Origin of the sequence: Youngiibacter multivorans, from assembly GCF_017873395.1 — a bacterium.
GTDB classification, from domain to species: domain Bacteria; phylum Bacillota; class Clostridia; order Clostridiales; family Clostridiaceae; genus Youngiibacter; species Youngiibacter multivorans.
Window position 1 is genome coordinate 46,836 of sequence record NZ_JAGGKC010000005.1, and the last position, 21,598, is coordinate 68,433.

Genomic DNA, 21,598 nt, shown 5'->3' on the forward strand with positions numbered 1-21,598 from the left:
TTGACCAATGGATTGAAACTCTCATGACTAAAGTCACGAGATTCTTGGGAACAGAGCGTACTTACCGGCTTATTTCTTTTCCGGCAGAGGTTTCTCTTGTTTACCAAGCTACCCCCGCAATTCCTGCGGTTCCTGTTTGCTTCTGTACTACTAAGACCCTGGAGTCAGAGCTCTTATCCTGAGTCCTTCAGCCAGTATATTTCTTGCTGCATTTACATCGCGGTCATGATGGGTATGGCAAACTGGACAGGTCCACTCCCTTACATAGAGTGGCTTCTTCCCGTCCTTGTGGCCGCACTCTGAGCATATCTGACTTGACGGAAACCATCTGCCTATGCTGATGACTTCTTTTCCATACCAGGAAGCCTTGTACTGAAGTTTCGATACAAGGCTCGTCCACGATACATCAGAAATGCTTTTTGCCAGCTTGTGGTTGCGCATCATGCCCTTCACGTTTAGGTCCTCGATACAGATGATATCGTGGTTTTTGACTATCTCTGTACTGAGTTTGTTCAGAAATTCATTTCGCTGGTTAGCAACCTTTTCATAAAGTCTCGCTACCTTCCGTCTCTGCTTCTGATAGTTCCTGGCTTCAGACAGGCGTATGCCTCTTTTCTCCGCTATAAGTGCACGCTTTGCAAGCTTTCGCTGCTCACGTCGAAGCCTCTCTTCCATTCGCCTGGTGAAATGATTGTTGTCATGCCTGCTTCCGTCTGACATAACCGCAAAGTCAATGATTCCGAGGTCAATTCCGACAGATGAGTCAGTCTTTGGCAATTCACAGATCTCCTCTTCGCATATGATCGATACGAAGAATTTCCCGCTCGATTTCCTTCGTACTGTGGCATTCAGTATACGGCCTTTCATATCCCTACTGTCTGCAAACTTGACAAGTCCCAGCTTAGGCAGCTTCAGAAAATTACCGGAAACTGCGATGTTGTTGTTCGTATATTGTGTCGTGTAGCTTTGCCTCGGGCTCTTCTTGCTCTTGAACTGGGGATGCTCGTTCTGTCCTTTGAAAAAGCGGGAGAAGGCGTCCGACAGGTTACGAAGCGAATTCTGGAGCGAGAATTTATCCACTTCACAAAGCCATACTGTTTCCGGGTCCCTCTTCATCTTTGTCAGAAGTTTGGAGCATGCGAAATAAGTCAGACCTTTTCCGGTCTCCTCATATTCCCTGTTCCACAATTCCAGGAAATGGTTGTATACGAACCTTGAACTGCCGATTGTCCTTGCAATCAGCGTTTCCTGTTTTTTATCTGGATAGATGCGGTATTCATAGGCTTTAAGCTGCAGCACTGCTCTCACCTCCACCATTGTCAAAGCTTGAACTGTCTCATTTCTTTTTCTGACTCCGTATGTACCTGCGGATTTGCTCCTCGGTGTTTTCACTGACTGTGGCAACAAAGTAACTGGGATTCCACAGATGACCGCCCCATAGCCGCTTCTTCAGTTCAGGGTGCTTCTTGAACAATAACCTTGCTGATACCCCTTTTAGTGCTTTCACAACATTTGGGATATAGTGCTGAGGTTTGCAGTCAATCAGCAGATGTATGTGGTCATTATGCGACTCCATCTCCAGGATATTCACATCATTATCTGAAGCAATCAGATTTAACAAATCCTTCACATCATCATCCACTTGCCCATTAAGTATATCGTGCCGGTACTTTACGCACCAGACCAAATGATATTGGATTGTATAGACATATCCGCGTCCATAATGTATTTCAGACATAAAAACACCTCTAGCCGATCTTAACATATGTGTAAAGCTAAAGCCATTAAAATATGTGTTTTATGGTAATTATCACTTGATATATGCTAATAATCTAGTTACTGTTTAGTCCTTGACTTCGCCTGCTAACTCACGACTGAAGTCACGAGTTTGCGCAAGCTTTCTCATCAATCTAGGTTAGATTGCAACTGAAATCCATAGCAATCTTGCAATTCCATTTTTCATTATCTCACATTGACAGCGGACTATCATTCTTATCTTAGACGACAAAATATGTTAAAAAGTTAGCCTGACTTAATATATTAGATAAAATATTGCCTATTCTTTAACTTTATGAAGCCGCGATGCTGTATAAGTACAATAATCACTAAATCTGTTAAATATTTATGCAAAGTATGTGGCTTATGACATATTTGATTCGACTATGATATACTGATTTTAGAGAGGTTGTTCATTAGAACAGTTAAGTCACTGCGTTAAATTTCAGCATTATCGCATAGTCCGGAAGTTATTCATGCATCTAGGCAGGGCTGACTCGTGGAGCTTGCTTACTAAGTATAATTATACATATTATCGCGTATTTATACTTAGCATTGCTTAATATCGTGATTTTTCCATACTTCACTGTCATTCAGCTCTAATCAATGATATAGGCTACACTAATCTTCTTCGTTGCAATCTATCCTGCTTGTTAAAATGCAAAGGAGGAAGCCATAAATGTCAATATTTTCATCCAAGACCCATAGGAGATTCAATGTACTTAACATTTTCGTCTTGGTTGTAGTATTCATGATAACTGCAATGTTTCCAGGTAGTGCGCTTAAGAGCGCTAATGCTGCAGGTGGCGGGTTAACTGTTGAGATTACTGTTGATGGAATCCCGGATGAAACAGAAGCATCAGTTACTTTTTTGAAGATAATTGAAGATATTCCATATGAAATCACCAAGCAAACAAAAGATCATGTCGTAACCTTCACTACTACTTTCGGTGGTGATTGTACTGTAACCGGCGGTTCCATCCCTGGATACAATCCACCAGATTCTATAACAATTCCACTTGTAAAGATTAAAGGGCAGTTTGTCATCAGAAGAACACTGACATATGTCGCTGATACTATAAAAGTAGATAGCATAGTTGTCAGCCCATCTGCTCTTAAAATTTTAAAGGGTTTTAGCGAAATCCTTACAGCAGATGTTTTTCCTGTTAACGCATCGGTTCAGACAGTAATATGGACATCCATTGATGAGAATGTCGCGACAGTCGCCGGAGGTGTTGTATCAGGTATCAACATGGGTAGCACAACAGTCACTGCTACAATCACAGATGGTCCTAGTTACTCTGATTCATGCGATATAAGTGTATTTGAAATCACAGATTTTCTGGCTATAACAACAATCCCTGCAAGCCCCGGTGACATCATCCAGCTTCCAGCCACTGTAGATGCTTTAACCACTTCAGATGGAACCAATTCATATGAATGGTACGATATCCCTGTACTATTATGGTCTTGCACTGATGGCACTATTGCAGGGAATACAGTCACTTTTAACAGCATTGGCACATTCCAGCTCAACGGTTCGATTATCGGAACCGATATTTTAGCGAAAATTACAGTAAATGTCACTGGTACATCAATTATCCAACCGACTGCAGTAACGCTTTCGCCATCAGCAATTACCGAGATTCATCCGACTGACCTTTATCCTACTGTACTGACTATCGCTTCAGTTACCCCTGCAGATGCAGACCTATCTGATATATACTGGTTTAGCACTGAACCAACTATCGCAACAGTTGTTAAAACTGGCCTTCTTACAGCAGATGTGAAAGCTGTAAGCAATGGATATGCAGCTGTTCAGGTATACAGGAATGACGGTCAATTCCTGGGAAGCTGCCCGGTTACAGTCACAACTGATGAAACCCTGACTGACCCGTTATATATCCAGGCGACTGATATCAATGGTGTCGCATTGGATCAGTTCCCTGACAAAGATTCCATTTATATAACCTGCTATAACCTAGACACACATCCTGGTCCATATGCAATCAGGGTATCCGAGAAGAGCAGTGATCCTATACTTGGCGAGAACCTTATTGATGAAAATAATGACTTTGTAATAGGTCCTGATGATTCCACGGTAAGATTCAAGCTTGCTGAATATGTCGATTTTGAGCCAAGCACAAGTTTCTCAAAATCAAACTTTGTAAGCATGAGCCTTTCAAATGATTTCCCGACCGGAGACTACGAAGATGGCACTGCTCAGACACTGACAGACAACTTCAAGGTAACCTCTCCTGTACCGACTGGATATATCGATGTAGACATAAGGCAATTAGACCAATTTGACAATGTCAGTACAATTTTGCATCCAAGTATCATAGGTACTGATGTAATACTGGGAAGAGAAATCAAGGACCAGACAGTATTGGAAACAACATATGAAGATTACTTGAATCCTGCTTGGTATGAAGGCGCACCACCAGAAATACCGAAATACACCGACGAAGCCAAGTTGATAGGATATGTCAAAGACACCGATAATGATGGTGACTATGAAGTAGATTGGCTTGACCCTAAAGAACCTTTGAAAATAGGTGGCTATGTACTTCTCATAGAAATCCCTGGAGTTTCGGGCGGATATTTCGAAACCAACCTCAATATTGATGATCCTTTCAATGAGGAAGAGCTTGTGAAGGAAGTACACATATCCAGAGAAAGCATTGTATATAAGATGATAATAATGAATTTCGAACAAACCCCATGAAATATGACTAACCTAGAACACTCGGGTGCCTGAAAAGGCACTCTTTTTTTCGCAAATACCAAACGGCAGGACATGTGTCCTGCCGCCTAGAGGTTGTTCAGTTCTACCTGCCGCCATTTACGCTGTTCTGCTGCTGCTCCTGCGACTGTGACTGAACCTGTACCTGTGTCTGGTCCTGAACCTGTTCCTGCTCCTGATTCTGGACCTCTGTCTGGATTTGTGCCTGAGACATCGTCATTTCCTGTTGCTGAGTCTGATTCTGCTGCGTCTCTACCTGCGCCTGCTCCTTATTCATCTCTTGCACCTGCGCCTGATTCTGTGTCATTTCCTGTGCCTGGTTCTGTATCTGCTCTTGTGACCCTGACATCGTTTGTGTCTGCTCCTGATTCTGCTCCTGCACCTGAGTCTGCTTTGTTTCTTCAGTCTGTTCCTGTGACCTTGTCATAACCTGCTCCTGGTCCGAAGAACTAACCGGGGTGCAATCCTGAAGTCTATCCCTATCCCGTATCTGGTCCTGTTCTGGATCTGCCAAACAATCCTGGAGCCTTTCCCTTATCTGATCCTGGTCCTTATCACAGTCAGGCTCACAGTCCTTCAATCTATCTCGGTCTCTTGTCTGATCCTGATCCTGGTCTGAGTCTAACAGACAATCCTGAAGTTTGTCTCTGTCTCTTATCTGGTCCTTTTCCGGATCTTGCAGCCTGTCTCTGGTTGACATTAAATCGAATGCTTCCAGTGGTCCATTTTCAGATCCGATCTTCTCCATCAGCATTACTTTTGATTCTGTCCTGGCTTCTTCACCACACATGTTCTTTGCTGATGTCCTGTTCATCGTTGCAGCACCTACTGAAATAGAAGCAGCTATGAATGCCGTTGCCGTGAATACTGATACTAAAATCCTTTTCTTCATCCTGATCACTTCTCCCTTTCTCTGCACCTTCATGATATTGGGAAGTTGTGATAGGAATGTGTTAGGAAACGCAATGAATTGTTAATTCATAGATTTGCTTTTATCAGTTCAAACCAGAAGGTAGTTCCTTCACCAGGAACGCTATCCGCTCCGTAAAGTGCTTTGTGAGCTTCCAGTATGTTCTTTACTATTGAGAGCCCAAGGCCCGAACCATAAATCTTCCTCTTCTTTATACCTTTGGTCCTGTAATACCTATCCCAGATCATAGGTAGTTCCTCTTCTGGTATTCCTACTCCCTGGTCCCTAACCTCTACACGGATCTTGTCTCCTGTGTCGGTTACCAGAACCTTTACCTCTCCACCATCCGGAGAATAATTTATTGCATTTCGCATTAGGTTCTCAATTGCCTGTTCCAGCCTTGTCCTGTCGCCCTTAACCCTTATCTGCTCCGCCGATTCATATCCTACAGATATTTTGCTGTCCTTTACAAGCACCTGGTATTTGGTTGTCAGGTCCTGAATCAGGTCACTCATATCAAATTCCGTTACTTCCAGCTCAATACCATAGGTCGTCATCCTTGAATAATCAAGTATGTCGCTTACCATGATCCCAAGCCTGCTTGCTTCATTCGAAATAACATTAAGCTGAGCATTTCGCTTTTCCTTGTTTTCACCTGTGACATCCCTGATTGTTTCAGCATATCCCCGAATTACAGAAATTGGTGTCCTCAGTTCATGGGAAACATTCTCCACAAACTCCCTTTTCATGCTGTCAGCCTTCTGAAGCTGCTCTGCCATGTTGTTGAAGCTTCCACCCAAGGAACCCACTTCATCCTTGCTCCTGACTTCCGCCCTTGCCTCCAGGTCACCTTCTCCAATAGCCTCTGCAGCTGTGCTTAGCCTCCTGATCGGTCTTGAAATCGTCGATGCGATCGCATATGATGCAAGGCCGGCAATGATGAGAATTATTGGAATAGATATTAGCAACGCCATTGAAACAAGTCCGATAATATCATCAATCTGCGCCATTGGTATGGCAGCCAGAGCGACATATGGGTCACCCTGCTTCGAATTGAATGGTATGGAGAGTACTAGAAGCCTGAACCCATACTTCGGATGCAAGACCTCTTCAGCATCCTCATTGCCTTCTAAAGCATCTTCGATGATGTTCTCCCTTATTTCTCCTTCAGGCATGAATTGTGAGTCCTTGCTGCTCTCACCACCCTGAGGATCTTCTGACCCTCCTGGTTCCCCCGTTCCAGGTCCGTCACCTGTTCCCTGCCCGTCACCAGATCCCTGTCCGTCACCTGTGCCCGTTCCCTGCCCGTCACCTGTTCCCTGCCCGTCACCAGTTCCCTGACCGTCACCAGTTCCTTGTCCGCCACCAGTTCCCTGCCCTTCTACTGTAACCTGTACATCACCTCCGGAGCTGCTTCCTCCTGTCCCGGTTCCAGCTGTGGTGTCTGAGCCCTTGTCTACTGTTGAAATCCCTCCCGGATCTCCCTTCATAGCAATCAGAACCACATGAAAGGTTTCTTGAGCCTCTACGTCTTCAAACTGCGTTCCCGGATTTTCACCAGTCACATATATTGTCTTCCCATCTTTGTTTACCACTTCAACACTTATATTTCGTCTGTATGCAAGCGCATCGAGTTCAAAGTAAGTGTCATCAGGATTTAAAGCATCAAATCCATCAAGAACCTTGAATACATCTGCTGATACTGTTGAAACCAGTTTTCTAATGTACATATCCTCGAGGAAATATTGCTGGAATCCCCATATCATTATGCAGAGCAGTATTACTACGAACATTGTTCCAATCCATATCTTATGCGAAATTCTCTTCATCGCCTGTCACCCGCCTCGAGCTTGTAGCCGGTGCCCCACACAGTAACTAAGATGTCCCTATAGGGTCCTATGCTCTCCCTTAGCATTTTGACATGCGTATCCACAGTCCTGGTGTCACCATAGTAATCAAACCCCCATACTGCCTCCAGGATGTTCTCTCTGCTCAGGACTATTCCCTCGTTCCTAATCAGGTACTCCAGCAGGTCATATTCCCTTCTGGTAAGCCTGGCTTTCTCTCCATCAACCGTAACATTCCTTGATGCGAAATCAACGGAAAGCCCATTGAATTCGAACCCGGTCAACTCAGGCTTCTTACCTGCAGACTCATTCCTTCTTAAAGCGACTCTGACCCTTGCCAGAAGCTCCTTTGGACTGAAAGGCTTGACTACGTAATCATCCACCCCCAGGTCAAAGCCCTTGAGTCTGTCATATTCTTCACCTCTTGCAGAAAGGATTATGACAGGGACCATCGAAGTCTCCCTGATTTTTCTCAAGACTCTCCATCCATCAATTTTGGGAAGCATGATGTCCAGAACTACAGCATCAAAACTGTGATCAGAAAAAAATCTCAGTGCTTCCTCACCATCGCAAGCACCAATAACCTCCAGGCCTGCAGCCCCGAGGTATTCCTTAACAATATCCGATATGTCCGCATCGTCCTCAACTATGAGTATTTTGGCAGGTTCCATTACCCCACCCCCATTCAGACTATTCAGATAATTCTACTTATACTATACCACTCTATAAAAATAATTGAAGAATTAACCTGAACATGGAAATTCAGCGGCAGGATTTCCTGCCGCTGATGAATCTTAGCTTATTATCTCCTGCCACCGTTCATAGCGCCGCTTTCAGTGCCATTACCGCTCTGAGTCTGAGTTTGAGTTCCCTCGCCAGTCTGGTTCTGTGCCATTACTCCTTCTTCAGGGCATTCGCCGTTCTGGAGCTGCGCCTGAGTCTGGACACCTTCCATGGCTTTTTCCTGTGTCTGAGCTTGTGTACCTTCCATCAACTTTGCCTGTGTCTGCGTCTGTGTTCCTTCCATTACCTTAGCCTGTGTTTGAGTCTGTGTCTGTGTCTGAGTTTTAGTCTGGACTCCAGTATTGACCGTCTCCTGTGTCTGTGTTCTGGTCTGAACTCCTTCAGTCACTTTTGCCTGAGTCTTGACTTCCTCATTCACTTTTTCCTGAACCTCTGACTTCATTTGCACAGCTGTACTTTCCTGAACCTGTGCCCTTGAAGCTTCTGATATTCTTGCCTTGTTCATTGTAGCTGCCGCTGCAGTTACCGAAGTAGCTACTACTGCTGTTGCTGCCAGCATTGAAATTGTCTTGATAATCATCATCTTTATCTATCCCCTTTATCCTTTATGACTTTATGATAACGGGGAAATGTGATAAGAATGTGTGAGGATCCAGAAAAGATTGTGAAATTCCAAAATTGTTGTGGAAATCTATAACTCCCTTCAGGTTAATTTTAGTACCTGCATCCCAACCATCACTTAAACTTTAAAGGAAACCCAGCTGTTAGGAGTGACATTTCTCGCCTATCTGGTTTTTCAAGTATCCTTCAATTATCTAACAGCTTGTAGTATTAGGTAACCTGCCACTACTAAAAAACAGCAAAGCAAAAGGACCCCGGCAGGGGTCCTTGCAGGAATCATCGTTTTCGGTTTTTATCCGGGGTGGTTTATCCGGACCTGTTTCGGCAATTCCAACGTTATGGTGCAGATGATGGGACTTGAACCCATACGAGCTGTGCTCGCTACCCCCTTAAGATAGTGCGTCTGCCGATTTCGCCACATCTGCGTGTTCCAACCACATTTATTATTCTATTAGTTGAACGGACTTTCGTCAAGGATTTTTCCAAAATATTTTTGAGCGCATCATTCATTAATTCTGACTCCCATTGAGACTCATAAGAATACCGGTAAAAAAAATTCCAGAAATTCCCTTGGGTAATCTATTGTTAACATTATATTCACTCCACGCTCAAATTGGGACATTATCCTTTAATCATAGGAGTGATGCACATGAAGATCGGGATAATCGGAGCAGGGACCGTAGGTGCTATCCTTGCAAAATCAATGGCTTTGGCCGGTCATGAGGTATTCATCGCAAACTCAAGGGATCCTGAAACCCTTACTGAAGTATTCAGAGACTTTGAAAATATCCATCCTGTCTGGAAAGATGAGCTTACGGCCAAGTCAGAAGTTTTGGCCCTTGCAGTAAGATGGAAGGATACGAGAAAGGTCCTCGAAGATCTTGGTGACCTTAATGGCAGGATACTTATCGATGTTACAAACAATGTTGATGAGAACTTTGACCTCATAGACCTTGGCGGGAGGCCATCAAGTGAGGTCATACAGGAGCTTGCACCATCTGCACGTGTAGTTAAAGCCTTCAACACCTTCAAGATAAGCAAATATCTGGATGATAGAGGAACGGGAATAATCTCATTCATTGCAGGAAATGATGAAGGAGCTCTAAATACTGTCAGTGAACTTATCTCATCGATAGGCTTTGTGCCCTACATCACAGGAACCCTGTCCTTCGGAGGCAGGCTCATGAATGTAAAGGGAAGGCTTGCTGGTAAAACCAGGTCGAAGGAGGAAGCCGACAGCATAATCAAGGAAGAATCAGAGAAAGAAATTATAAAAAAATGAAGGAGCCAATTTCTGGCTCCTTCTGCATTTCCAAAATCTCTAGTTCTTAACCTAGATCGGCTCCGTTAGATTCAATTACCTTCTTGAACCAGTGAAAGCTGTCCTTCCTGTATCTGCCTAAAGTTCCCTTGCCTTCATTATCCTTGTCTACATAGATGAATCCGTAGCGCTTGTGCATCTCGCCTGTGGAGGCGCTTACAAGGTCTATGCAGCCCCAGGGGGTGTAGCCTATGAGTTCGACTCCATCCTGCAGTGCCTCTCCCATCTGCTCTATGTGCTTTTTGAGGTAGTCGATCCTGTAGCTGTCATGCACCTTCTTGTCCTCGGTGATGACATCAACAGCTCCAAGACCATTCTCAACGATCATGAGAGGTATCCTGTACCTATTGTATATGTTGTTAAGAGTCCACCTGAGACCCTTGGGGTCAATTGCCCAACCCCAGTCGCTTACCTCAAGGTATGGGTTCTTTATACCACCCATGATGTTACCGGAGGTCTGCGTCAGGTCTGGCTGAACACTGACGTTGTTCGACATATAGTAGCTGAAGGTGTAGTAATCTACAGTCCCTTCCTTCAGGACATTCTCATCTCCAGGTTCCATCTTTACCTCGATGCCGTTATCCCTGTAGAACCTCTTTGCAAATCCCGGGTACTCACCTCTCACCTGAACATCGGAGCAAAGGAAGTTTGCCAGATTGTCTCTCTGCTGTGCCAGTATGATATCATCAGGATTGCAGGTATGAGGATACAGTGTCAGGTATGCAATCATGCATCCGATCCTGAACTCAGGGTTGATCTCATGGCCAAGCTTTACAGCCTTGGCGCTTGCCACGAACTGATGATGAAGCCCCTGGAACCTGACCTGCGGAATATCAGCTGCATTATTTCCGAAGGTTCCGCTCTTGTCCAGGAGTATGCCACCGCCAAGGAAAGCTCCCATTGGCATTGTCAGAATGTTTATCTCATTGAAGGTCAGCCATAGCTTAACCTTGTCCTTGTATCTTCTGAATATGGTATCGCAGTATCTGACATAGTGGTCGATGCATTCCCTTCCTGCCCAGCCGTTGTATTTCTCAGTAAGGCCAAGCGGCATCTCGTAGTGGGATATGGTAACAAGAGGCTCAATATTATGTTTCTTAAGCTCATCGAATACATCATCGTAGAACTTCAGTCCCTCTTCATTCGGTTCAGTGTCGTATCCGTTCGGGTATATCCTTGACCATGCGATTGAAAGCCTGAATACCTTGAATCCCATTTCTGCGAAAAGTGCTATATCTCCCTTGTACCTGTGGTAGAAGTCTATGGCTTCGTGGCTGGGATAGTGCGTCCCCTCCTCCAGCTTCATGGTTATCCTTCTCGGTATCGTGTGAGTTCCGCCTGTCATGACATCAGCTGTCGAAAGTCCTTTTCCGCCCTCATTGTAGCCACCCTCGTACTGGTTTGCAGCAACTGCTCCACCCCACAGGAATCCTTCAGGAAACTTGAAATTTGTCATCGATATTCCTCCTTATTCTCATTTGTATTCTAGAGGCCAAGAAATGCGATTATTCCTTCAGCTATCCCAATCGCCATCTTCTGCCTGTACTCGTCTGTCGAAATCAATAGATCCTCATCTGGGTTTGTCATGAACCCTGTCTCAATTATAGTTACAGGCACCTCGGACCAGTTTATTCCGGTATAGCTGTCACTTGCCCTTGCTCCTCTGTCCTTTGCTCCAGTCTCTCTGACAATTCCTTCAAGTATCAGATTAGATGCCCTCCTGCTGTCACTGCTTAGCTGTCCCGCCCATTGGTTATTGGTACTCGGATAGTATGCGGATATTCCACTGACACTGGTATCATTTGCACCATTGGCATGTATCCTCACGAACAGGTCAGAAGAATTCTCATTGGCGATCTTGGCCCTGTCTATATTGCTCAGGTCAACCTCTGCGACAGTTCTTGTCATAACCACTTCTATACCCTTTTCAATCAGCAATTCCCTGACCCTCAGGGATAAATCCAGTACAAGCTCATGCTCGGGAATTTTGGTCTCTATCCCCATGGTACCCGATGATACTCTCGGCTTCATCACAGTTGAATCTGGTCCTATTGGTTCAAGCCTGCTGCTCCCGTTAAGCTGATGCCCTGGATCCAGAGTTACCACGTAGACCTCCTTGGGCAGGATTGTCTCAGTTGGAGCTTCTACAGCTGGTTCTGTAGGCAGTGGTATAGCAATGGTTGGCAGAGGATCGGTTTCGGTTGGCTTCGTCATTGTCGGCTGCGGTGAATTCAATCTTCCTACATATGCAATAACTGATTCAGCGCCTGGATCTGACATGAGGTAGTCTTCAAGAAGTTCTTTGGCTTCTGCATCATTCCCTGAGGTCCTAAGGCCTTCAGCCTTTTCAAGCACTGCTTTCCGTATCTTTACGGTCATTTCCGGTACAAGAGTGAGCCTTTTTGTATCCAGACTGCTTACTTCCATCAGTGATTCAAATGATTCACGGAATTTGCCTGAGTCAAGAAGCTCTGAAGCTTTTGTATAGCTATGAAGCGATTCCTTCAGAGTATTGATTTCCTTCATCATTGCACGTGCTTCTTTTTCATTCTGGTCTTGTGCTATTTTTTTAAGAATCTCCTCAGCCTCATCAAAGCGATCAGAGGCAATATAGTCTCTTGCATCCTCATACAATTTCGAATAGCTTTGCTTTGAAGGTTCCGGATTTGCCATTACATATTCCTTTTGTGCACAGCCTGATAATGCTAAGGATACGATTACAATTATCGCAAAAAAACATTTCCTTAAGTCCAAAAGTCACCTCCAAATTTCACTCTACCTTTATTATATACACCAGGCAGAAACATAGCTTGTCAAAAAGTGAAAATGATTGTTAATTCCACACCGTTAAAAATTCACATTTACCCAAGGATATGCTTTGTCGAAACAGGTGGATTTTTGCTTTACATTCTGTTATTTTTAAAGGGTTATGAATTTACGGCATAAATGCCTTAGCAAGGATGTAATATGAAAATAATAACCAGAAAAATCAAACTTTCACATATGACATGCACAAGCTGTGAAACGGCTGTAGAGAGGGCTCTCATGGATATTCCGGGTGTCCTCAATGCAAAGTCAAGCCATGCGGAAAATTTATGCGACATTACCTTCGATGAAGACATGTGCAGCATGGATGAAATAAGGGATGTACTATCCGATACAGGATATATGCCTTCCGGAAACGGTTCTGTCAAAGGCTATGTAGTAATGGTCATGGCAGGTATCCTGATATTTGCTGCCAGCATGTATGGAGCATTCGATCCGCTTCAGATAAACAGCTCGGCATCATATGCAATGCTATTTACTGCAGGCATACTTTCCTCCTTCCATTGCATAGGCATGTGCGGGGGAATTGCGCTTTCACAGAGTGGAAGAGGAAGCTTCCCAAGGCTTGGCATCCATGGCTCATCAATGCTCTACAACCTGGGACGAGTGGTTTCCTACACTGCACTTGGTGCTCTTGCAGGCCTAATTGGATCAGCACTGTCACTAACCCCCGGAATGAAGGGTGCGCTGCAGCTTGGCGCTGCTTTTGCAATGGTCCTCATGGGACTGAAGATATCAGGATTAAGGCTTCCTTCGTGGCTTTCCTTCAACCTGCCGACAATCGGAAAATTGAATGGAGCCGGCTCACCTTTCATTGTAGGACTCCTTAACGGACTCATGCCATGCGGCGCGCTGCAGACAATGCAGATTTTCGCTCTGGGCACCGGAAGTCCGGCACTTGGTGCACTTTCAATGCTTGCCTTCTCCCTTGGCACGGTTCCCCTCATGCTTGGCTTCGGCATCATATCAGGAAGCCTTACCAGAAAATCCAGCCGACATCTTGCTCAGGCTTCAGGGATCCTTGTTCTGCTCTTCGGCCTTTCACTTGGCGGAAGAGGTCTGGTTTCCATGGGAATAGACATGTCTCCCGGCTCAATCATTGCGGGGTTCTTTCAATCAGAAAAGGATGATACTTCAGCCAAGGCCATTGTGCAAGGCGGGAAGCAGACCGTTGAGATCAGAGTAACTGCCACTGGCTTCGAGCCGCAGATTGTCTATGCAATGGAGGGTATCCCTCTTGAAATCAACTTCAGGGCTGTAGAAATGACACAGTGCAATTCTGCACTTTCAATACCTGCGTACAAGAAGGAATTCCGACTCTCTGAGGGCGACAATATCATCTCGATTACACCCGGTGAAGATGACATACTTTTCTCCTGCTGGATGTCTATGATGAAGGGAAAGATCATGGTAGTGGACGACCTGAAGTCCATTGATCTGTCAGAGGAGAAGGCCATAAGAAAAGGTTTTGCCACTGCTTCACGCCCCGAATCCCATGTAGGCTTCGCAACCGACAAAGGCTCATATCAGGAGCTTAAGGTCATTGCTGAAGGAGATGAGATCGTGCCGCTTATCCTTGTTGCAGAACCAAAGAAGGAGCTTAAGCTTGAAATAGGACTAAGTGACTTCATATACAAGGACAAGGAAATTGAAGTAGTATTTGCACAAACAAATTCAGAAGCCTCTCACCTGAAGACTATTGGAAGTTTGGCTTCCGGTTCTATTGTCCTTGAGAAGACCGGGACTTATGTAATCCTTGCAGACCATGAGCTTGTCGGGCTAATATACGTACCTGTTGATATGGCATCAGAGAGCGCTGAATCAGTATGGCAGAGATATATGGGAAAATAACTGCCACGTTCTTGCCACATTTATCCCCTCCTTTCATCATGTTCAGTTCATAATTGTATACTATCATATAGTAAACAAGGTAAAGGAGTTGAAAACATGTTCCCAAGAATATTCAACAATTACAGATACGATGGAAGAGGCGGAATGATGGACTGGTATTACGTCAGGATGAATCCATGGCAGATAGGCATCATGGTCGTAGTAGGAATTCTGTTGCTCGCACTCATTGTATATCTGATAGTAAGAATAGCAAGGCGCGGACATCCAGGACATCCTGGACCAACCAATATCAGCAGCTATTCCCCGGAGGCGTTAAAGATCCTTGATGAGAAGTTTGCCAGAGGCGAGCTTACTGAAGAGGAATACCAGCGGAAGAAAAAGCTCATCACAGGATGAACGACGACATAGAAAGGAAGTGACTTGAAGATGATGTTTTTCCCAATACTGCTAGTAATTCTTCTGTTCATGTACTTCTCCGACAGCCATGGCGGAAGAAGAAGATACGATGACTACAGAGAAGACAGAGGCAGGGCATCGGAAATTCTTGACAGGAGATTCGCTGAAGGCGACATAACCGAAGAGGAATATCTGAGAAGACGGTCCATGCTCAGAGAAAGATAAGATAAATGTGAGGAAGCGAAAGCTTCCTCATTTTTTGTTATGTGCACTATGTAGTATACTGAAGCTAGTTACAGTATCACAAAAAGGATACTTAAGGAGAGGATATCGTGACCTTTTCAGAGATGCAGAAAGCATATGATTCGAGGAAATTCAGGGAAAGCAACACCTATGAGGGAGATGACCTGGGAGTCAGGATCATTTCAGGAAAGACCTACTTCAGGCTGTGGTCACCCTTTGCTGATTCAGTGCAGCTAAAGCTCTACAAGTCCCAGAAGGGAGGATCGCCCTTCCGCACGGTGGAAATGGCAAGGAGCACTCACGGGACCTGGCTTTCAGTCATTACCGGAGACCTTAGCGGTACCTGCTATACCTTCGATGTTAATTTCAGCGGGCATTCGCACGAGACAGCAGACCCCTATGCAAGGGCAGCCGGTATAAACGGGAACCGCTCAATGGTCATAAGGCTTGAGGATACCGACCCTCCTGGCTTCCGGGAGCACAAGAAGCCTGAAGCGACTGATCCGGTCAACTCAATAATATACGAGGTCCATGTGAGGGACCTGTCAGTCAGTCCATCATCAGGCATCAGGAACAAAGGTCTTTTCCTTGGCTTTACCGAGTCAGGAACAAGGAATCCCCATGGATTCGCCACAGGTATAGACCATATCAGGGAGCTTGGAGCCACACATGTGCAGCTTCTTCCAATCTTCGACTTCTTTACTGTCGATGAGGAGAAAGGCGGCTACAACTGGGGATACGACCCCTACAACTATAATGTGCCTGAAGGCTCTTACTCTACGGACCCCTTCGATGGAATGTCGAGGATACGGGAGCTGAAGGAAGCAATAATGGCAATGCATAAGAAGGGACTCAAGGTAATCATGGATGTGGTTTACAACCATACGGGCATTACCGAAGGTTCATGGCTTAACCTGTCAGTCCCATACTACTATCACAGGACAAAGGGGCTTGAATTTAGCGACGCCTCGGCGTGCGGCAACGAAACCGCTTCCGAAAGGCCTATGGCAAGGAAATACATTATAGATTCAGTCCTCTACTGGCTTGATGAGTACAAGCTGGATGGCTTCAGGTTTGACCTCATGGGAATCCACGACATAGAGACCATGTCACTTATCGAGGAGAAGGTCCACGAGAAAGATCCATCAGCACTGATATACGGCGAAGGCTGGACCGCAAAAGACAGCCCTCTTCCTGAAGATCATCGCATGGTCAAGAAGAATATCATAAGGACAAAGAGGATCGGAGCATTCAATGACGACCTCAGAGACGCCATCAGGGGACATGTCTTCAAGGCTAAGAGCAAAGGATTCGTCGCAGGAGCAACAGGCAGCGAAGAAGCGCTGAAGTTTGGAATAGCTGGTGCGGTAAGCCACCCTCAGGTAGATATGGGTGACCTGCTCTACTCTTCAGCCCCCTGGGCAGGAAGTCCGGAGCAGTCAATAAACTACTGCGCAGCCCATGACAATCACACACTTTATGACAAGCTAAGGATCTCTGGCGGCAGCAATGAAGAGCACTTAAGGGACATGAGCCGGCTGTCAGACGCGATAGTCCTCACATCCCAGGGAATACCATTCCTTCATGCCGGCTCTGAGTTTCTCAGAACGAAGAACGGTGACGAGAACTCCTACAAATCAGGCGACGTCGTCAATATGCTGGACTGGAACCTGAAGACCAAAAACATTGACATTTTCCACTACTACAAAGGCCTTGCAGAGCTCAGGAAATCAAGGAAGGCGCTGAGGCTTGGAACTGCTGAAGATATAAGGAAGAACCTTGTATTCTATGGAAAAGGTAAGGGATCCTCCCTCAGGATAAGGGAAAACAATGTGGTTGCCTATATAGTGTCATCCGAAGCACCTGAAAAAAAAGGAAGCCTTCTCGTAGCCTTCAACGGAAGCAGGCATGATGTAATACTTGGGATACCTGATGGCAGTTGGAGCATCCTGGTCGATAAAGAGAAGGCTGGAACCCTGCCTATAGGAATTGCTGAAGGCGGGTCCTGCGTCCTGAAGGGCACATCAGCACTCGTCCTTGAAGCAAATGGAGACTTTGAGCTTAAGGCAGACTACAGGGACTTCCACGACTCCAGGAACAGAAAAATCATTCTGGCAGCTGCTCTCCTATCAGCCGGGCTTATAGCGCTCCACGGAAGGTTCAGGAAGAAGAGATAGCAGACATAAAAACGGAAGGCGTTTGAGCTTTGGCTCATGCGCCTTCCGTTTGTAATAAGTTCAATGGAATATTAGGTTTCCGGCAATAACCAGGAGAACAAGCACTCCGAAAAGAACTGAGACCAGAACCGTGACAGAACGGTCTTCATCCCTGACTACTGCTGCCAGGCCAAGGAACAGGGCGACTATGGCGATGACCATGATCGGTGCTCCAAGATATGTGCCATCAGTAAGCAGAGCATCCATTCGCTCGAATATAAGGTACGTCAATGCTATGAAGGCCGCTGAAATGACCGTCAAAAGCGTTGCTATCCTTCCAAGTCCTGATTCAGGCAGGAATCTCATGATCATCACTCCTCAAAGCTTCCAGAAATATAGAAGCCTGTATATTTTTTTCCTTAGTTCAATCTTCTTCACATAGCTGCTGGTTTCTGCATACGGTATCTGCAGAAGATTCTCACCGTCCCCGGTGTCGGGTGAGGCTATCCATTCCCTGACCCTTCCGGGTCCTGCATTGTAGGCTGCAAGTGCAGTCCTTTCGGCACTGAATAGACCGCCAAGGTACGAAAGGTACCAGGTACCCATCCTGATGCTTGTTTCCGGGTCATATAGCTTCTCCTGGGTGTAGTCTTCCATTCCAAGTTTTTGTGAAATGAATTTGCCGGTGGATTCATTTATCTGCATAAGACCCCTTGCATCAGCAGCAGACACAGCTTCAGGATCAAAGCCTGACTCCGCATGTATTACAGATAGTATCAGCACTTTGTCCACTCCTGTTTCAAGGGAGTATTTCTCAATATAGTCAAAGTACCTTATCGGGAATACTACAGTTCCCGCATACCAGGCAAAAGCTACTATCAAAATGATTGCAAGTGAGAAGGCAGCTCCTCTTCTCTTCTTACGAATTCTCTTCTTCAAAATATATACCCATCTTCATGAAGACCATATCGATCTCCTCCTTGGTTCGTTCGAGGTCACCGCTGTTGTCTACTACATAATCAGCGAGCTCAAGCTTCTTCTGTACAGGCATCTGGCTGCTGATCATCCGCTTTGCCTCTTCCTCAGTAATTCCATTTCTCTTCATAAGGCGCTGAAGCTGCACTAAAGGATCTGCATAAACCAGTATGCTGGCGTCCATATCCTTTTCGAACCCCTCCTCAAAGAGAAGCGGAGCGTCAAGTATGGCAGCTTCACAGCCTTCCGATTCAAGCCTGTCAAGCCTCTTTTCGATTTCAAGCCTGATGAAAGGCATTATGACATCAGTGTAAGCCTTCCTGTCCTTGTCGCTTGAGAAGATTATCCTCCCAAGCTCCTTCCTGTCAAGCACTCCATCCTTGAAAACCAGATTCCCATACTTGCCTTTCAGGTAATCAATTATCTTGGGATATAGTTCCAGGACCTCTCTCGATATGATGTCAGCATCTACAACGGGTATGCCCTTCCCGGAGATGAACTTCACTATGGTGCTTTTGCCTGAGGCTATGCCCCCTGTTATCCCTATCCTGAGCATGCTATGCATCGTACCAGGTCGAGCCATAGGAGCCTTCAGCCTTGAGCTCTACCTTGAGGTCAAGCGCATGCTCCATTTCACTCGTAACAAGCTTTTGTACTTCATCGAGCTCCTCAGCGGGCACATTGAGTATGAGCTCATCGTGGACCTGAAGGATCAGCTTTGACTTCAGCTTCCTTTCCTTCAGTGCATCGTAGACCTTGACCATGGCTACCTTTATGATGTCCGCGGCGCTTCCCTGAATCGGGCTGTTCATGGCGAGACGGACTCCTGCAGCCTGCACTATCTTGTTCCTGTCATTGACCTCCGGAATGTACCTTTTCCTGTTCATGATCGTGGTCACATATCTGTTCTGCTTTGCTACCTCAACTATGTCCTCCAGGTACTTCTTTACATTAGGGTACCTTTCAAAATAGATCCGTATGTATTCTCCTGCCTCTTTCCTTGTTATTCCAAGATCCCCTGAAAGGCTGAAGTCAGAGATTCCGTATACTATACCAAAGTTTACGGCCTTTGCATTGCTCCTCTGAATCGGAGTTACCTCATCAAGAGGAACGTTAAAAACCTCCGAAGCGGTCTTCCGGTGGATGTCTATATCATTGTTGAACGCCTCTATCATGTTCTCGTCGCCTGCTATATGTGCGAGAACCCTCAGTTCTATCTGCGAATAGTCAGCTGAAACCAGAAGGTCGCCTTCCTTCTCAGGGATGAATACCTTCCTTATCTCCCTTCCCATCTCTGTCCTTATCGGGATGTTCTGAAGGTTAGGCTCAGTGCTTGAGAGCCTTCCTGTCGTTGCCAGAGTCTGGTTGAAGTTAGAGTGGATCTTTCCGTCTGAATCTATCGCTGCCTTAAGTCCTTCAATGTAGGTCGAATAGATCTTGGTAAGCTGCCTGTAAAGCATGATCTTGCTTATTATCGGATGCTTGTCCTTTAACGATTCAAGGACCTCGGCGTTTGTCGAGTATCCGGTCTTTGTCTTTTTTGTTGCAGGCAGGTCAAGCTTCTCGAAAAGAATGACTCCAAGCTGCTTTGGCGAGGCTATGTTGAACGTTTCCCCAGCAAGCTCAAATATCTCCTTCTCCATGCCGGCAATGTCCTTCCTGAACCGTTCACCTAAATTGTCGAGCATTTTCGCGTCAACCCTGAAGCCTTCGATCTCCATGTCAGATAGTATGTAGGTCAGCGGCATCTCAACATCGAAGAGAAGTTCCTTAAGTCCTGACTCCTCTATCTTCGACCCAAGCTTCTCATATAGTGACAGAAGTCCCCTGGTCTCATTGATCCGGCCCTCTGTCCCTTCAGCTGTGGTAAATTCCTCCATGTTCTTAAGTGCAAGGTCCTTCAGAGACAGCTTTCCATCTGCCGGATCAAGCAGGTAAGCTGCAAGGTTTGCGTCAAACACCACTCCCTGCATTTCGATACCATGCTTCCTTAAAGTCGTATAAGCATCCTTGACATTGAAGCAAACTTTCTTAATATTTTCATTTTCAAGGAAGGCCTTCAGGATTTCCACTGACTTCTCATCAGGCATCAGGAAAGAAAGGCTGATTGCGAAATCCCCCTTTTCCGATGCAGCATAAATTGCTGTGATGTCCCTCTCAGTCAGCATTACGGACTGCCTGATGTCAAAGGATAGGGCAACAAGGTCACCCTTCCCGAATTTCCCTTCAAGTGCCTTAAGTTCCGAAGGGCTGTCAATGCTCAGGAATTCAGCAGGTGCAGCCACCTTCTCCTCCTTTACAGGCTCACCCTTGAACTTCTCAAGAAGGCTCTTGAACTGGAGCTCAGAGAACATCCTTCTTATATTGTCGATATCAAAGGACTCCTGGCTTCTAAACCTCATAAGGTCTATATCTACAGGCGCGTTCCTGACTATGGTAGCCAGCCTCTTTGAGAATATGGCATCCTCCCTGTATTCCATAAGGTTTTCCTTTACCTTCTTCTGCGTCAGCGAATCAAGGTTAAGGAGGAGGTTCTCAATGGAACCGTACTCCGTTATCAGCTTGAATGCAGTCTTCTCACCAATTCCCTTGACACCCTTTATGTTGTCGGAGGCATCGCCCATAAGGCCTTTCACGTCTATGAACTGGGTCGGGGTGATTCCGAAAACCTCCACAAACCTGTCATAGTCGTATATTTCAGTCTGCGATACACCCTTTTTGGTTATTACGACCTTGGTCAGCTTTGATGCAAGCTGAAGGGTATCCCTGTCTCCGGAGAGCACGAATACCTCGTCCCCGTCCTCTTCTGCCTGAAGCGAAAGTGTCCCGATGACATCATCTGCCTCAAAGCCATCTATCTCCAGGATATCCACAGCAAAATATGAAAGTAGCTCCTTGATTACCGGGAACTGCTGAGCAAGTTCATCAGGCATACCCTTCCTGCCAGCCTTGTAGTCTTCATACTCATCATGCCTGAAGGTCTTGCCTGGTCTGTCGAAGGCAGCCACGATGTAGTCCGGGGCTATGTCTTCCTTTATCCTGAGAAGCATGTTCATGAATCCATAAACGGCTCCTGTGTGAAGTCCTGTTGATGTGGTAAAGTCCGGATTGGCATAGAATGCCCTGTTCATTATGCTGTTCGAGTCAATTACAAGTAATCTGGCCATAAATTCGCTCCAATCTGTT

Annotated in this window: 18 protein-coding genes and 1 tRNA gene; 6 read left to right on the top strand and 13 right to left on the bottom strand. The window is 45.7% G+C overall.

Translation table 11 applies throughout. From position 1 onward, the window contains the following. Positions 1–150 precede the first annotated feature (150 nt). Both tnpB and tnpA read right to left on the bottom strand, forming a co-directional pair. A complete protein-coding gene (gene tnpB, locus J2Z34_RS04170; RefSeq protein WP_209458611.1) occupies positions 151–1,299 on the bottom strand; it encodes an IS200/IS605 family element RNA-guided endonuclease TnpB in 1,149 nt (382 codons plus the stop codon). A gap of 37 nt (positions 1,300–1,336) precedes the next feature. Next, positions 1,337–1,738 (bottom strand): IS200/IS605 family transposase, encoded by a 402-nt coding sequence (gene tnpA, locus J2Z34_RS04175; RefSeq protein WP_209458612.1) that lies wholly within the window; start codon positions 1,736–1,738, stop codon positions 1,337–1,339. Positions 1,739–2,455: 717 nt separating this feature from the next. On the opposite strand from tnpA, the gene J2Z34_RS04180 reads away from it, so the two are divergent. Next, entirely contained in the window at positions 2,456–4,504 is a 2,049-nt protein-coding gene (locus J2Z34_RS04180) for an Ig-like domain-containing protein (RefSeq protein WP_209458613.1), read from the top strand. Between the two features lie 103 nt (positions 4,505–4,607). Here J2Z34_RS04180 and J2Z34_RS04185 read toward each other — a convergent pair whose 3' ends face one another. From J2Z34_RS04185 to J2Z34_RS04205, 5 genes are all read right to left on the bottom strand, one after another. Continuing rightward, a complete protein-coding gene (locus tag J2Z34_RS04185) occupies positions 4,608–5,414 on the bottom strand; it encodes a hypothetical protein (RefSeq protein WP_209458614.1) in 807 nt (268 codons plus the stop codon). Positions 5,415–5,500: 86 nt separating this feature from the next. Beyond that, a complete protein-coding gene (locus J2Z34_RS04190) occupies positions 5,501–7,261 on the bottom strand; it encodes a sensor histidine kinase (protein WP_209458615.1) in 1,761 nt (586 codons plus the stop codon). After that, the gene (locus J2Z34_RS04195) at positions 7,258–7,950 is read right to left on the bottom strand and encodes a response regulator transcription factor (protein ID WP_209458616.1); all 693 of its coding nucleotides are present in this window, start codon (positions 7,948–7,950) and stop codon (positions 7,258–7,260) included. Before J2Z34_RS04195 ends, J2Z34_RS04190 begins: the two co-directional genes overlap by 4 nt. 131 nt (positions 7,951–8,081) lie before the next feature. Next, positions 8,082–8,606, bottom strand: coding sequence for a hypothetical protein (locus J2Z34_RS04200; RefSeq protein ID WP_209458617.1), 525 nt, complete (start codon positions 8,604–8,606; stop codon positions 8,082–8,084). A gap of 377 nt (positions 8,607–8,983) precedes the next feature. Next, a tRNA-Leu gene (locus J2Z34_RS04205) sits at positions 8,984–9,069 on the bottom strand. 224 nt (positions 9,070–9,293) lie between these two features. Here J2Z34_RS04205 and J2Z34_RS04210 point away from each other — a divergent pair. Continuing rightward, positions 9,294–9,926, top strand: coding sequence for an NADPH-dependent F420 reductase (locus J2Z34_RS04210; RefSeq protein ID WP_209458618.1), 633 nt, complete (start codon positions 9,294–9,296; stop codon positions 9,924–9,926). Between the two features lie 46 nt (positions 9,927–9,972). On the opposite strand, the gene J2Z34_RS04215 is transcribed toward J2Z34_RS04210, so the two are convergent. Then, entirely contained in the window at positions 9,973–11,421 is a 1,449-nt protein-coding gene (locus J2Z34_RS04215; RefSeq protein ID WP_209458619.1) for a glycoside hydrolase family 1 protein, read from the bottom strand. Positions 11,422–11,450: 29 nt separating this feature from the next. Further along, positions 11,451–12,719 (bottom strand): N-acetylmuramoyl-L-alanine amidase, encoded by a 1,269-nt coding sequence (locus J2Z34_RS04220; protein WP_209458620.1) that lies wholly within the window; start codon positions 12,717–12,719, stop codon positions 11,451–11,453. Between the two features lie 213 nt (positions 12,720–12,932). Here J2Z34_RS04220 and J2Z34_RS04225 point away from each other — a divergent pair, with 213 nt between their 5' ends. The 4 genes from J2Z34_RS04225 (at position 12,933) to pulA (ending at position 17,458) form a co-directional block, all read left to right on the top strand. Next, entirely contained in the window at positions 12,933–14,642 is a 1,710-nt protein-coding gene (locus tag J2Z34_RS04225; RefSeq protein WP_209458621.1) for an urease accessory protein UreH domain-containing protein, read from the top strand. Between the two features lie 96 nt (positions 14,643–14,738). After that, entirely contained in the window at positions 14,739–15,038 is a 300-nt protein-coding gene (locus tag J2Z34_RS04230) for an SHOCT domain-containing protein (protein WP_245250506.1), read from the top strand. Positions 15,039–15,068: 30 nt separating this feature from the next. After that, complete coding sequence (locus J2Z34_RS04235; protein WP_245250511.1) at positions 15,069–15,263, top strand: SHOCT domain-containing protein; 195 nt, start codon at positions 15,069–15,071, stop codon at positions 15,261–15,263. Positions 15,264–15,370: 107 nt separating this feature from the next. Further along, complete coding sequence (pulA, locus tag J2Z34_RS04240; RefSeq protein WP_209458623.1) at positions 15,371–17,458, top strand: type I pullulanase; 2,088 nt, start codon at positions 15,371–15,373, stop codon at positions 17,456–17,458. Positions 17,459–17,518: 60 nt separating this feature from the next. Here the strand turns inward: pulA and J2Z34_RS04245 are convergent, their stop codons facing one another. The 4 genes from J2Z34_RS04245 to polA are packed head-to-tail and all read right to left on the bottom strand — an operon-like array spanning position 17,519 to position 21,579. Then, the gene (locus tag J2Z34_RS04245) at positions 17,519–17,803 is read right to left on the bottom strand and encodes a hypothetical protein (protein WP_209458624.1); all 285 of its coding nucleotides are present in this window, start codon (positions 17,801–17,803) and stop codon (positions 17,519–17,521) included. A 12-nt stretch (positions 17,804–17,815) separates the two neighbouring features. Then, entirely contained in the window at positions 17,816–18,376 is a 561-nt protein-coding gene (locus tag J2Z34_RS04250) for a lytic transglycosylase domain-containing protein (protein WP_209458625.1), read from the bottom strand. Further along, the gene (coaE, locus tag J2Z34_RS04255; RefSeq protein WP_209458626.1) at positions 18,357–18,977 is read right to left on the bottom strand and encodes a dephospho-CoA kinase; all 621 of its coding nucleotides are present in this window, start codon (positions 18,975–18,977) and stop codon (positions 18,357–18,359) included. Before coaE ends, J2Z34_RS04250 begins: the two co-directional genes overlap by 20 nt. Further along, positions 18,970–21,579: a DNA polymerase I gene (gene polA, locus J2Z34_RS04260; RefSeq protein WP_209458627.1), complete on the bottom strand. Its 2,610-nt coding sequence runs from the start codon at positions 21,577–21,579 to the stop codon at positions 18,970–18,972. Before polA ends, coaE begins: the two co-directional genes overlap by 8 nt. Positions 21,580–21,598: the final 19 nt, after the last annotated feature.

Excerpts from the sequence above, each read along its gene's own strand:
- tnpA (WP_209458612.1), bottom strand. The coding sequence starts at position 1,738 with ATGTCTGAAATACATTATGGACGCGGATATGTCTATACAATCCAATAT.
- J2Z34_RS04180 (WP_209458613.1), top strand. The coding sequence starts at position 2,456 with ATGTCAATATTTTCATCCAAGACCCATAGGAGATTCAATGTACTTAAC.
- J2Z34_RS04185 (WP_209458614.1), bottom strand. The coding sequence starts at position 5,414 with ATGAAGAAAAGGATTTTAGTATCAGTATTCACGGCAACGGCATTCATA.
- J2Z34_RS04190 (WP_209458615.1), bottom strand. The coding sequence starts at position 7,261 with ATGAAGAGAATTTCGCATAAGATATGGATTGGAACAATGTTCGTAGTA.
- J2Z34_RS04195 (WP_209458616.1), bottom strand. The coding sequence starts at position 7,950 with ATGGAACCTGCCAAAATACTCATAGTTGAGGACGATGCGGACATATCG.
- J2Z34_RS04200 (WP_209458617.1), bottom strand. The coding sequence starts at position 8,606 with ATGATGATTATCAAGACAATTTCAATGCTGGCAGCAACAGCAGTAGTA.
- J2Z34_RS04210 (WP_209458618.1), top strand. The coding sequence starts at position 9,294 with ATGAAGATCGGGATAATCGGAGCAGGGACCGTAGGTGCTATCCTTGCA.
- J2Z34_RS04215 (WP_209458619.1), bottom strand. The coding sequence starts at position 11,421 with ATGACAAATTTCAAGTTTCCTGAAGGATTCCTGTGGGGTGGAGCAGTT.
- J2Z34_RS04225 (WP_209458621.1), top strand. The coding sequence starts at position 12,933 with ATGAAAATAATAACCAGAAAAATCAAACTTTCACATATGACATGCACA.
- J2Z34_RS04230 (WP_245250506.1), top strand. The coding sequence starts at position 14,739 with ATGTTCCCAAGAATATTCAACAATTACAGATACGATGGAAGAGGCGGA.
- J2Z34_RS04235 (WP_245250511.1), top strand. The coding sequence starts at position 15,069 with ATGATGTTTTTCCCAATACTGCTAGTAATTCTTCTGTTCATGTACTTC.
- J2Z34_RS04245 (WP_209458624.1), bottom strand. The coding sequence starts at position 17,803 with ATGAGATTCCTGCCTGAATCAGGACTTGGAAGGATAGCAACGCTTTTG.
- coaE (WP_209458626.1), bottom strand. The coding sequence starts at position 18,977 with ATGCATAGCATGCTCAGGATAGGGATAACAGGGGGCATAGCCTCAGGC.
- polA (WP_209458627.1), bottom strand. The coding sequence starts at position 21,579 with ATGGCCAGATTACTTGTAATTGACTCGAACAGCATAATGAACAGGGCA.